The sequence below is a fragment of the Mycobacterium sp. Aquia_213 genome (genome assembly GCF_026625985.1).
In the GTDB taxonomy this organism is placed as follows: domain Bacteria; phylum Actinomycetota; class Actinomycetes; order Mycobacteriales; family Mycobacteriaceae; genus Mycobacterium.
Map to the genome: position 1 here is coordinate 2,685,437 of NZ_CP113116.1, position 11,880 is coordinate 2,697,316.

General features: G+C 64.8%; 14 protein-coding genes. 7 read left to right on the forward strand and 7 right to left on the reverse strand.

What is annotated here, in order from left to right:
• Positions 1 to 7: 7 nt before the first annotated feature.
• The 3 genes from LMQ14_RS12580 to LMQ14_RS12590 form a co-directional block, all read right to left on the reverse strand.
• The gene (locus LMQ14_RS12580; RefSeq protein ID WP_267735483.1) at positions 8 to 1,564 is read right to left on the reverse strand and encodes a GMC family oxidoreductase; all 1,557 of its coding nucleotides are present in this window, start codon (positions 1,562 to 1,564) and stop codon (positions 8 to 10) included.
• 140 nt (positions 1,565 to 1,704) lie between these two features.
• Positions 1,705 to 2,157, reverse strand: a complete 453-nt coding sequence (locus LMQ14_RS12585; protein WP_267735034.1) for an SRPBCC family protein — start codon at positions 2,155 to 2,157, stop codon at positions 1,705 to 1,707.
• A 1-nt stretch (position 2,158) separates the two neighbouring features.
• On the reverse strand, positions 2,159 to 2,971 hold the full coding sequence (locus LMQ14_RS12590) for an SDR family NAD(P)-dependent oxidoreductase (RefSeq protein ID WP_267735035.1): 813 nt from the start codon (positions 2,969 to 2,971) through the stop codon (positions 2,159 to 2,161).
• Between the two features lie 61 nt (positions 2,972 to 3,032).
• Here LMQ14_RS12590 and LMQ14_RS12595 point away from each other — a divergent pair, with 61 nt between their 5' ends.
• The 4 genes from LMQ14_RS12595 to LMQ14_RS12610 all read left to right on the forward strand — a co-directional run bounded on the left by LMQ14_RS12595 (position 3,033) and on the right by LMQ14_RS12610 (position 7,046).
• Complete coding sequence (locus LMQ14_RS12595) at positions 3,033 to 3,656, forward strand: TetR/AcrR family transcriptional regulator (RefSeq protein WP_267735036.1); 624 nt, start codon at positions 3,033 to 3,035, stop codon at positions 3,654 to 3,656.
• Positions 3,657 to 3,974: 318 nt separating this feature from the next.
• Entirely contained in the window at positions 3,975 to 5,231 is a 1,257-nt protein-coding gene (locus LMQ14_RS12600; RefSeq protein ID WP_267735037.1) for a glycosyltransferase family 4 protein, read from the forward strand.
• Complete coding sequence (locus LMQ14_RS12605; protein ID WP_267735038.1) at positions 5,225 to 5,983, forward strand: class I SAM-dependent methyltransferase; 759 nt, start codon at positions 5,225 to 5,227, stop codon at positions 5,981 to 5,983. The genes LMQ14_RS12600 and LMQ14_RS12605 overlap by 7 nt, the downstream gene beginning before the upstream one ends.
• Positions 5,970 to 7,046, forward strand: a complete 1,077-nt coding sequence (locus LMQ14_RS12610) for a prenyltransferase (RefSeq protein WP_267735039.1) — start codon at positions 5,970 to 5,972, stop codon at positions 7,044 to 7,046. The genes LMQ14_RS12605 and LMQ14_RS12610 overlap by 14 nt, the downstream gene beginning before the upstream one ends.
• Here LMQ14_RS12610 and LMQ14_RS12615 read toward each other — a convergent pair.
• Entirely contained in the window at positions 7,027 to 7,710 is a 684-nt protein-coding gene (locus LMQ14_RS12615; RefSeq protein WP_267735040.1) for a class I SAM-dependent methyltransferase, read from the reverse strand. The two genes, LMQ14_RS12610 and LMQ14_RS12615, sit on opposite strands and share 20 nt — an antisense overlap.
• Before the next feature lie 125 nt (positions 7,711 to 7,835).
• On the opposite strand from LMQ14_RS12615, the gene LMQ14_RS12620 reads away from it, so the two are divergent.
• On the forward strand, positions 7,836 to 8,510 hold the full coding sequence (locus LMQ14_RS12620; RefSeq protein WP_267735484.1) for a cutinase family protein: 675 nt from the start codon (positions 7,836 to 7,838) through the stop codon (positions 8,508 to 8,510).
• Here the strand turns inward: LMQ14_RS12620 and LMQ14_RS12625 are convergent, their stop codons facing one another.
• Positions 8,511 to 9,305: a glycerophosphodiester phosphodiesterase gene (locus LMQ14_RS12625; protein WP_267735041.1), complete on the reverse strand. Its 795-nt coding sequence runs from the start codon at positions 9,303 to 9,305 to the stop codon at positions 8,511 to 8,513.
• A 218-nt stretch (positions 9,306 to 9,523) separates the two neighbouring features.
• Between LMQ14_RS12625 and LMQ14_RS12630 the strand changes: the two genes are divergently transcribed.
• A complete protein-coding gene (locus LMQ14_RS12630) occupies positions 9,524 to 10,165 on the forward strand; it encodes a carboxymuconolactone decarboxylase family protein (protein WP_267735042.1) in 642 nt (213 codons plus the stop codon).
• 1 nt (position 10,166) lies between these two features.
• Positions 10,167 to 10,862: a GntR family transcriptional regulator gene (locus tag LMQ14_RS12635; protein WP_267735043.1), complete on the forward strand. Its 696-nt coding sequence runs from the start codon at positions 10,167 to 10,169 to the stop codon at positions 10,860 to 10,862.
• A gap of 11 nt (positions 10,863 to 10,873) precedes the next feature.
• Here the strand turns inward: LMQ14_RS12635 and LMQ14_RS12640 are convergent, their stop codons facing one another.
• Positions 10,874 to 11,113 (reverse strand): hypothetical protein, encoded by a 240-nt coding sequence (locus LMQ14_RS12640; RefSeq protein ID WP_267735044.1) that lies wholly within the window; start codon positions 11,111 to 11,113, stop codon positions 10,874 to 10,876.
• The gene (locus LMQ14_RS12645; protein WP_267735045.1) at positions 11,083 to 11,562 is read right to left on the reverse strand and encodes a hypothetical protein; all 480 of its coding nucleotides are present in this window, start codon (positions 11,560 to 11,562) and stop codon (positions 11,083 to 11,085) included. Before LMQ14_RS12645 ends, LMQ14_RS12640 begins: the two co-directional genes overlap by 31 nt.
• Positions 11,563 to 11,880: the final 318 nt, after the last annotated feature.

The following is an 11,880-nucleotide window of genomic DNA, read 5'->3' on the forward strand; positions in this document are numbered from 1 at the left end:
CCGCTCGTCAGATCCGGTGCTCGGCCTTGAGGAACTGCGCGGCGCGCTCGCCGATCACCACGCAGGGCGCCATGGTGTTGCCGCTGGTGATGCGCGGCATGATCGACGCATCGGCGACGCGAAGCTTCTCGATGCCGTAGACCTTCAGGCGCCCGTCGACCACCGACATCGGGTCGCGGCCCATCTTCGCCGTCCCCGATTCGTGCCAATAGGTGGTCACCGCGTTGCGCAGGTAGGTTTCCAGCTCGTCGCCGGTCAGATCGCCCGGCATCACCTCGCGCGTGACAAACGGGCGAAGTTCCGCGGAAGTGCCGATCTCGCGCAGGGTTTCGACGCAGGAGATTGCAGTCTTGACATCGTGCGGATCCGACAGCGCGTTTGCTTCGATCCGAATCGGATCGGTGGGACCCGGTCCCGACAACCGCAACCGGCCGCGGCTTTTCGGATGCGTGAGTGAGCCGAATAGGCTCCAGCCGTTTTGTGGCACGACGTATTTCGCGATGTTCTCGGGTGTGGCCATCGGCAATGCGCCCAGGCAAGCGAAGAGATCCGGTCCATCAACGTCGCCGAGTCCGGAGTCCCAGAACAATGCCGCCCCCGCCTGGGTGCTGCTTTGCACGTCCTCGGGAAACTCCCATATGCAGCTGAATCCGTAGTGGTCTTGGAAATTGCGTCCGACCCCGGGCAGGTGCTGGCGGACCCTGACTCCGGCGCGGTGCAGTTCGTCGGTGTCGCCGACACCGGACTGCATCAGCAGCTTGGGGGTATGAATCGCCCCGAGGGACAACACCACCTCGGTGGCCGCCGCGACGTGATGAACCGCGCCGTCGTGGATTACCTCGACGCCGGTGGCCCTATTGCCCTGGAATGTCACCCGCGTCACCAGGGCATGCGGCACCACGGTCAGGTTCGGCTTGTCCAGACGAGGCGCCGTGTAAGTGCGGAAAAGCGAGAGGCGCTTGCCGCCGCGGTATCTCACGTCGGTGATGGCGGCGCCACGCATATCTTCCATCAGCCGGCCGTTGGGACTCTGATAGGTCGGAATCCCCAGTGTCCTAGCGGCTTTCACCGTCGCAGTGGCGACCGGATGCACGTCGGGCGTCGGCTGCACGAAGACCGGCCCCCCCTTGCCGCGATGATTCGGCTCACCCGTGCCCTGCCAGTCCTCGATCTGCCGGTACAAGTCCAGGACCGGCTCGTAACCCCAGGCCGGTTCACCGGATTCGGTAGCGAAGAGATCCCAGTCGCTGCGGTGTCCGCGCGCCCAGATCATCACGTTGATGCTCGACCCGCCGCCGAGCACCTTGCCCATCGAAAATGGGATTGAACGCCCGTGCAGCCGTGGGTCGGGTTCGGACACGAAACCCCAGTCGCGTTCACTGCCCAGGTTCAGTGGCCACTGGCCCGCCTCGGTCACGGTCGGGACTTCGTCGCTGCCGCCGGCCTCCAGCAGCAGGACGTTCACGTCGGGGTTCTCCGCCAGCCGTCCAGCGATGACCGAACCGGACGACCCCGCCCCGCAAACGATCACGTCGTACCGCGGCTTCAACTCAACATTCACGATGGCTCCTCCGAGTCGCCTGGTTAAGCGCTTGATACCTAGCCACGCGGGGTCGAGCCGGATGGTTCACCGGTTTCGCGAATTCCCGCATGACTGATAGCAATTCGGAGTCGACAGCGGGAAGGTTGGTGCTGTGATGAGAGTTATAACCTCTCAGCGGCTTTCACGAGGCGATTAGCAAGGAAGCTGACCACGCCGTGCAGAAAAATGCGCATGATGTAGGACGTTCCGCGCACACTTTCGGTGAAGGACCCGGTCCAGCGGATGTCGGTGCCTCCCGCCGCATTGGGTGTTAACAGCAGCTCGGCCTGGTAATCGCGCGCCGGCAGCGGCGGCCCGATCTGTAGGTAAACGTGCCGGCGGTCTTGTTCGTACGCGATCGTCTTCTCCCGCATCAGCATCGGCCAGATGCCCACTTTGCGTACCGCGCCGATTCCGGCGGGTGCCGGATCACCGTGGCGCTCCCAACTTGATTGGACGATAAGTGGTTTCGCCCATTGCGACCAATGGGCGCCGTCGGTCTCCAGGCGAAACAGGGTGGCGGCCGATGCGTGCGTCGTTCGGTTGATCACGAACGTGAAGGTCTTGTCGGACATCTCACCGGCTCGCAAGCGTCGTCGTGGCCGCCGGCCGCAGCATCCGGGCGCTGATCAAGGCGGCGAGCCAACCCGGTGAGCAGCGCCCGCCGGTGGTCATGATCCGATTGCGCCAGCCGGGGACCGCGACGGCGCGGCCTCGGTCGAGTGCGCGCAGCCCGGCGGCCACCACCGGTTCGGGTGCGGCCAGCCGCCGGTAGATCGCGGTATGCGAGACATCCGAGCCCAGCGCGTTAACGAACCCCGTCCGGGTGGGTCCCGGGCACAGCGCGGTCACCGTGACGCCCGAGCCGCGCGTTTCGGCCCACAAGGCCTGGCTGAGGGAGAGCACGAACGCCTTCGAGGCGCCGTAGGTGGCCTGATAGGTCCCGGGCTGAAACGCGATGGTGGAGGCGACGTTGAGGATGCCGCCGCGACCGCGGGCGAGCATTCCGGGCAGCACCGCATGGGTGAGACGGACCAGCGCGTCTACATTGACCGCCACCAGCTCGTGCTCGCGGCCGGCGTCGAGTTCGGAGAACCGTCCGTAGGTGCCGAACCCGGCGTTGTTGACCAGCACCTCGACCGTCCGTCCATCGAGACGAGCCGCGAGGGTATCGACGCCGGCTTCGGTGCCGAGATCACCGACAACCAGTTCAACGTCAACGCCGGCCGTCTGACGGACCCGCTGTGCGACCGCGTTGAGCCGGGTCTCGTCACGTCCGGCGAGTACCAATGACAAGCCCCGCTTGGCCAGCAGGTCGGCGAAGATTTCGCCAAAACCGGAGCTGGCGCCCGTGATCACCGCCCAGCCGGTTCCTTGTTGAGATGACATTTCCGCTCCTTTCGAAGATGTGAATGTCATTAACATAGATCAGCATGTTAATGTCGTCAACATGTCCGGAAAGAAGTCTCCCGCGGCACCGAAGACCCGCCGGGACAGCTATCACCACGGCGATCTCAAACGGGCGCTGACCAGCGCCGCACTGTCGCTGGTGGCGGAGCGGGGACCGAAGGGTTTCACCTTGACCGAGGCGGCACGCCGGGCGGGTGTCAGTGCCGCGGCGCCGTATCGCCACTTCGCCGACAAGGCTCACCTGCTGGCTACCGTCGCCGAGCAGGGGTTTCTCGACCTGCACGCCGCATTGACCGTCGCCGCGGACGCCGCATCGGGGCCGGCCGACAGGCTGATCGGGATCGGTCGCGCCTATGTGCGCTGGGCGGTGGGCCATCCGGACCAGTACCGGGTCATGTTCGGTGCCGACACCGACAAAACCCAGCATCCGAGTCTGGCCGTCGCTGCAGGTCGAGCCTTCGGACACCTGCTCGACGCGATTGCCGGATGTCAGGCCGCCGGGCTACTGGGCGGCCAACAACCGAGCGAGTTGGCCGGACCGCTCTGGTCGCTCGTGCACGGCATCGCGTCCCTGGCCATCGAGGGCGAACTACGCAATGTCGGAATCGACCAAGACCCCCAGGACATGGTCTCTGACGCCTTGTCCAACCTGTTCGTTCGCTGAAACGGTTCCGCATTCGGCGCAATCCAGCAAACAAATGCTGCCCGGCATGGATCACTGCTCAGCCCATTGGCTCACAACATGTTCCGACTCCCGATCGCCTGCCCGCGACCCGGAACAGTTATCGAGCGGACCTCGCTGTCGGATGAAATATGGTCGAAACCTAGTATTGAAGGGCACCGATGCCGCGTTGCGTCGATTAGCTGATCGAACTATAGTCTGGACACATGTCCAGTTTGCTGTCAGGGAGTTCGGGAGCCCGTTGACCGCAATGGATTCGGCGCCCTCCCGCGTTCGTTAACCAGCAAAGAAGAGTTGAGTATGCGAATTGCCTTGCTGTCCTACCGTAGTAAGACCCATTGCGGCGGGCAGGGCGTCTACATACGACATCTCAGCCACGGTCTGGTGGAACTCGGTCACGATGTCGAAGTGTTGTCCGGGCAGCCGTATCCGGAATTGCTCGATCCTCGGGTGCGCTTGACCGAGGTTCCAAGCCTCGATATGTACCGCGAGCCCGACCCCTGGCGGATTCCGCGCCTGAGCGAGATCCGCGACTCGATCGACGTGCTGGAACTGTTGGGGGTCTGGACGGCGGGCTTTCCCGAGCCACGAACCTTCACGCTCCGCGTTGCGCGCTTGCTGGCCGAACGGGCGGGCGATTTCGACGTCATCCACGACAACCAGAGTCTGGGCACCGGGCTGCTGACATTGGCCGACGCGGGATGGCCGGTGGTGGCCACCGTGCATCACCCCATCACCCGGGACCGGGTGCTTGATCTCGCCGCCGCGAAGTGGTGGCGCAAACCCTCGGTACATCGCTGGTACGGGTTTTCCAAGATGCAGGAACAAGTGGCCCGCCGGATTCCGGATTTGTTGACGGTCTCATCCTCATCGGCCGCCGATATCGTCTCGGATTTCGGTGTCTCGCCCGATCAACTCCATGTCGTGCCGTTGGGGGTGAACACCGAGCTGTTCAAACCAGGTTCGGGCCCGCGTGAACCGGGCCGGGTGATGGCCATCGCGAGTGCCGACACCCCGCTGAAGGGCGTTGCCACCCTGCTCAAAGCCGTCGCCCGACTCCGGGTGAACCGCGATCTCGAATTGCGGCTCGTCGCAAAGGTGGAACCCAACGGCCCCACCCATAAACTCATCGCCGAACTGGGGATCTCGGACATCGTCCACATCACCAGCGGGCTAACGGATGCGGAGCTGGCCGCGTTGTTCGCTTCGGCCGAGGTCGCCTGCATACCGTCGCTCTACGAAGGGTTTTCGCTGCCCGCCGTGGAGGCGATGTCGAGTGGTACCCCGATCGTCGCGAGTCGGGTGGGTGCACTGCCCGAAGTTCTCGGGACCGACGGCGCGTGCGCCGAACTGGTACCGCCCGCCGACGTCGACGCGCTGACCCGCGCACTCGGTCAGCTCCTCGACTCGCCGGACAAGCGCCGCAGCCTTGGTAAGGCGGGCCGGGCGCGCGCGGTCAGCGTGTTCAGCTGGGAAGCCGTAGCGGCACAGACCGTCCGGATTTATGAGCGGGCGATCGCACGAAAGGCCGTCGTGCAAGGCGAACGGCAATGCTGACGGTCGACTTCGACCGGCTTGGCATCGGGCCGTCCAGCAAGGTGATCGACGTGGGTTGTGGCGCGGGCCGGCACGCGTTCGAGGCGTACCGCCGCGGTGCCGACGTCATCGCGTTCGATCGCGACGAGGCCGAATTGCAGTCGGTGGACACCATTCTGCGGGCGATGGCCGAAAGCGGCGAGGCGCCCGCTGCGGCATCGGCGGACATAGTTGTCGGCGATGCGTTGAGCTTGCCGTATCCCGACGAGACATTCGACTGCGTCATCGCGTCCGAAATTCTGGAGCACGTCACGCAAGACGACGCCGCGATCGCGGAATTGATCAGGGTTCTCAAAGTCGGTGGCACACTGGCGGTCTCCGTGCCTCGATGGCTTCCCGAACAAGTGTGCTGGCTGCTGTCCGACGAATATCACGCCAACCCGGGTGGTCACATCCGCATCTACCGGGCCAGCGAATTGCGGGACAAGATCGCCGACAACGGACTGGAATTGACGCACTCCCATCATGCGCATGCGCTGCATGCACCATTCTGGTGGCTGAAATGTGCTGTCGGAGTTGAAAATACAGACCACCCCGCGGTGACCGCCTACCACAAACTCCTGGTGTGGGACCTGATGCAGCGGCCGAGGCTCACCCGGATCGCGGAGTCGGTGCTCAATCCCCTGGTGGGTAAGAGTGTGGCGATGTACTTCACCAAGCCGCAAAAGGTTGGGACCGAAGCGACCTTGGGGTATTCAGTTGCGTCGATATAGCGCGCCGGCAGTTCCGGGTGTCTTCAGTCCGGAGCAGTGTCGCAAGACAGCTCTGTCCATCACCGCCGAGCAGGAATCATCGGGTGCCATCCCCTGGTTTCGGGGCGGTCACACCGACCCGTGGGATCACGTGGAATCGGCCATGGCGCTCACTGCGGCCGGATTGCTGGAGCCGGCCCGGGCAGCCTATGAGTGGAGTCGTCGCACTCAGCGCGCCGACGGATCCTGGCCCCTCCAATTTCGTGCCGGGACAATCGAAGACGCCAACAGCGACAGCAATTTCTGCGCCTACATCGCCACGGGCGTCTGGCATTACGTGATGGTCACCGGCGACAAGTCCTTCGCCGCGTCGATGTGGCCGGTGGTGCACAAGGCCATCGACTTCGTCATCGACCTACAGGTCGGGTACGGCGAGATCTGTTGGGCGCGAAGTGAAACGGGGCCGGTGCGCGAAGCCCTGCTAACCGGTTGCGCCAGTGTCTATCACAGCATCCGGTGTGCATTGGCGCTGGCCGCTCTGGTGGGCGACCCGCAGCCGGAATGGGAGCTGGCACTGGGCCGGCTGGGCCATGCGCTGGTCGCGCATCCGGAGGCGTTCACCGAAAAAGACCGCTACTCGATGGATTGGTACTACCCCATCCTCGGCAGTGCGCTGCGGGGTCCGGCCGCGGCCACGCGCATCAAGGCGCGCTGGGACGACTTTGTCGTCGACGGCCTGGGCATCCGCTGCGTCGACGACCGGCCCTGGGTGACCGGTGCCGAAACCTGCGAGCTGGTCATGGCGCTCGAAGCCATCGGTCAACGGTCCGTCGGGCAGCGGCAATTCGCGGCGATGCAGCACCTGCGTGAGCGAGACGGTTCGTATTGGACGGGGTTGGTATTCGCCGACGGGAAGCGCTGGCCCGAGGAGCGCACGACGTGGACGGGCGCCGCGGTGATCCTCGCCGCGGACGCGCTGTCGGACAGCACGGGGGGTGCCGGGATCTTCCGCGGCCACGACCTGCCGTTGGGTCTGCAGACCGACTTCGACTGCGAGTGCGTCGTTACCGGCCCTGGCCGGTGACGACGATCGGTTCACCCACCTGACCGCTGGTGCGCTCGAGCACCCGCAGCGAGCCGAGTGCGGAGATCTCCCGAAACTGACCGGAATCGATTGCGCGGCAATAGATGTAATACGGCGGCCGGCCGCCGTCGGCCGGATCGGGAAAGACGTCATGGATGACGAGTGCGCCGCCGAGACTCACCCACTTGGCCCATCCGTCGAAGTCCTCGGTGGCCGCGGCCTCGGAGTGGCCGCCGTCGATGAACAAGAAGTGCAGCGGCGTCCGCCACCCCCGAGCCACCACCGGTGACTTGCCCACGATTGCCACCACGTGGTCGTCCAGCCCGGCGGCGTCGAGCGTGCGACGAAATGTCGGCAGCGTGTCGAACAGTCCGGTGACCTCGTCGACCAACGACGCATCGTGGTATTCCCAGCCGGACTGATGCTCCTCGGAGCCGTGGTGATGGTCGATCGTGTAGAGCACGCCGGCGCTCTGTTGCGCCGCGGCCCCAAGCAGCAAGGTGGATTTGCCGCAGTAGGTCCCGATCTCGACACCGACACCGTCGCCCAGATACCGCAGCGCTGCTTCATAGAGCGCGCGCCCCTCGTCGTCCGGCATGAAACCGGTCACCTGTTCGGCCAGCGCGAACAGGCGCTCGGGTGCAGTCGCGTCGGTGTGGCTCATCAGCTGAACCTATCGTTCGGCGCGCGCTCGCCGACAGCGTGGTCAGGGTCTGTAGGGATTGGAGTTCACCCTGCGCAGCGGCCGCGGCGAGTTCGTCTTACGATCGTGCTGTGCGCTTTGTACTCATGTGTAAATCGGTGGGTGTGTGCCTGGGGGCGGTCCTGATCGCAGGCGCACTGATATTGGCTCCCGCGGCGCTGCCGGATGGGGCGCCGAGGGCGGTGCCGTCTGCGGCGGCCAGCTGTCCCCAGGTTCAGGTGATCTTCGCCCGCGGTCGGTATGAATCGCCGGGGCCGGGCGCCCTCGGCTACGCGTTCGAAAACGCGCTCGCATCCAAGGTCAACAAGAGCATCAGCAACTACGCAGTGAAATACCCCGCCGATACCGAGGTCGATATCGGCGCCAACGACATGAGCCACCACATCCAGGACACGGCCAACAACTGCCCGGACACCCGAATCGTGCTGGGCGGCTACTCGCTCGGAGCGGCGGTTACTGACGTCGTGCTCGCCGCGCCCATCAGCGCGTTCGGCTTCGACAGCCCGCTGCCGGCGGGCATGGATCAGCACATCGCCGCCGTTGCCCTGTTCGGCAACGGGAGCGCCTGGGCCGGTCCTATCACGAACTTCAGCCCGGTCTACAACGACCGGACCATCGAGCTGTGCCACGGCGCCGATCCGATCTGCAACCCGGCCGACCCGAACACCTGGAAAGAGAACTGGCCACAGCACCTCGCCAGCGCCTACATCGACGCGGGCATGGCCAACCAGGCCGCCGACTACGTGGCGGGCAAGCTGTAGCTAGAGCGAAGCCCACTCGTCGCGCGCGACGAGAACGTCACGCAGCAGGTCGGCGCGATCGGTGATGATGCCGTCCACCCCGATGTCGAGAAGCGTCCGCATCACCGCCGGGTCGTCGACCGTCCACGCGTGCACCTGACGTCCCGAGGCGTGCGCGGCCCGGACCAGGGCCGGCGTGATCACCGGCAGGCGACCCAGCCGCGGCGGCAGTTGTAAGCAGTCGCTGTCGTGCAGCAACCGCCAGGCGTACGCGCGGCTGGCCGGCGTTTTGGCCGCGACGAGTGCCGGGAACGCGACCGTGCCGGCCGAACTCGCGACCCGTTTGGACAGCAGGCCCAATGCGCGACGGCGACGCCGGTCGGAGAACGACGTGACCAGCACCCGATTGTGCGCGTTCAACCGTTCGATCACCTCGACCGTCGGTTCGATGGCCGACTCGGCCTTGATATCGATGTTGACCCGCATGGCCGGCAGCGCGGTCAGGAGCTCTTCCAGCGTCGGGATGGTCTCCCCCGCACCGAGATCCGCCATGCGGACCTCCCGCCAAGCAAGTCGGTCGATCGCATCCGGTCGCCCCGACCGCGCCGGGAGCCGGCGGTCGTGCAGGATCACGGCCACGCCGTCGCGGGTCGCCCGAACGTCGGTCTCGATGTAGCGGAATCCGAGCTTGGCCGCCTCGTGAAACGCGCCCATGGTGTTCATCGGAAACTTGAACGACGTAAATCCGCGGTGCGCCATGGCAATTCGTCCGGTGTCGCGCAGAAACTCGCACGCTGCCGCGCCGCGATCACTCATGGGGTCAACCGATCCGTCGTCTGCTCATTGCCAGTCCACGCAAAGGCTACGACGCCCGGGCGGGTTGGCGAAGGAACGGGGCCAAATACCTTCGAATCCACAGCCAAGATTGCACCAGACTGTACGCAATCCACGGCATAACTGACCCGCGAACTGCATTGACGTAGCGGCTGAGGCTGGGATTGAATGCAATCTGCACCGAGCCGAGAGGACACGCAATGCCGCGTCTGAATCCCGTTCCCCGGGCTGAGGTCAACGACGAATTCACGCTGAAGATGTACGACTTCATGTTCGGTGACCGTGATCCGGTGGCCGAACCGGGCACCGTCGGCGGGACTCCGGGGAACTGGTGGACGGTGATGGCCCAGTCCCCCGCCGCTTTGCGCCATGCCGTGCGCGGCTTTCGCCTGTACCGCCAAGAGGTAAGCATCCGGCCCGATCACCGTGAGCTCGGCCAGACAAGGGCGGGTTGGTTGGTCGGCAGTCGGTTCGTCTACTCCCAGCATTGCAAGGCATGCCGGTCGGCGGGGTTGTCCGAGGAGAAGATCGCGGCGATACCGTCGTGGGAAACCGCCGACTGTTTCGATCACACCGAGCGCCTGCTGCTGGCCTACGCGGATTGCCTTGCGGGCCAACAAGGACGGGTGCCCGAGCAGTTGCTCACCCAATTGCGGGAAGTATTCACCGATACCGAGATCCTCGAATTCACCTACACCACCACCATGTACGTCATGCACGCGATCATGTCGCGGGCGCTGCGCCTGGAGTTCGACGACGTTGACGACCCGATCGTGGAGGTCGACGACCCCGAGGGCGGCGGCGTGCTCGACATCGGTGCCGCGACGTCCGGGGGTGAATGAGATGACCGAGATGGACGGCCGATCGGACCTGGCCTACCGGCTCATCCGGCGCGCGATCGCTGAGGGCGATTTCGAGCCTGGCTCGCGGCTGGTCGAACAGCGCATCGGCGAGATGTTCGACCTGTCCCGCACCCCGGTGCGAGAAGCCTTGCGGGCCTTGGCCGCCGACGGCCTGGTCGTCATCGAGCGCAACCGGGGCGCGGTCGTCGCGACGATGTCCGAGGCCGATATCCGCGACCAGTACGAGCTGCGCGCCCGATTGGAATCGCTGGCCGCCGAGCGTGCCGCGACCCGGATGGGCGCCGAGGGCATCGCTGCACTCGACGTGGCGATCGCGGACTTCGACGCGGGAGTCGAGCTCGTGTCCGGTGGCTCACTGGAGGCCGGTCTGCGCCGAATCACGGCTGCCAACAACGCTTTCCATCAGCGCATCGTGGAGGGGTCGGCGCATCGGCGGCTGTCCATGCTGCTTGTGCACGCCGTCGATATTCCGTTGGTATATCAGGTGTTCCGACACCAAACGCGGGCCGAAAGCGAGCGCTCCAATCTCTTCCATCGGATGGTGCGCGACGCGATTGCGGCGAGCGAACCCGAGCGCGCCGGCGCCCTGATGGCCGAACACATCATGCAGGGGCGCGACTGCGTCCTGGCAGTGCGATCGCAGACGCGTCCGGAACCCCAAATCCACGCCTCGTGAACGGGACGACCTCAGACTTCGTAGGTGACGTGGTACCAGTGCCTGACCGGCTTATGTGCCTTGTCGGCCTGACCGGTGTCTGTCGCGCTCACCACGTTGACGTCGGTCGCGCCGGGATTGTGGGCTTCGATGTAGCGCTGCAGCTCATGAATAACCGCGCTATGCGGCTGATCCGGATTGGCTAGGGCCTTCGCCCGGTGTGTTTGCGGCACACCGAGGATTATGCCGACGTATTCTTCGATGTGCAGCATTCGCTATTACCTTGTCGCACAAGCCGGTTGGCTGCCCGTCGCCGCCGCGACCGCACACCGACGTAGCCGAGTACCAATCCGGCTCCGATCTCGCCGGCGGCCGTGAGCCACGAAAACCAGGTGACGTTGACGCGCGGTCCAGAGCTGAAGCTGTCTTGATAGTCGGGCAGAAAAGTGGGCAGGACGTGCGCGTACGTGAACAGTGCGGCACTGCCAAAACCGACGAAGGCCGCCAACCCTGGAGCCCAGCGGTGTTGTCGCAGAACCAGCACCAATGCGACAACCACAAAAACGCCCTGGATAGTCCCGCCGACCATCACAGCGGGCGGAGACGCCGTCATCCCCCGTCGAAAGTGATCGACGCCGTGCAGTCCGAATGCCGCGACGAACGCGATCATCGCCATCGTCAGGGAACGGTCCGCCGGCAGCGGATTCGAGTTGTTGGACATCTGCTGCTCCCAACCTCGTCTACTACGGAGAGTAGTAGTCAAGGTTGTGGATGTAAACGGTTCTCGACTAACGGGATAAAGCCGCATGCGGAACGGCGTCGATTTGCGCGTGCAGGCGGAACCGTTCAGCAAACATTATTCAACCGCGGGCGCACGGCTACCCGGGTATGCCGACGAGGCAAAAGTTGAAAGTGTCTGATGATCGCTAAAACGCCGTTATGACTTGGTGATAGCGCCGCGGCGCGGCCCGATCATTGGGTATCGGGCCGGGAAAACGCTTACGCGGGGGTGTCCCCGCTGGAATACACCTTGAAGTGA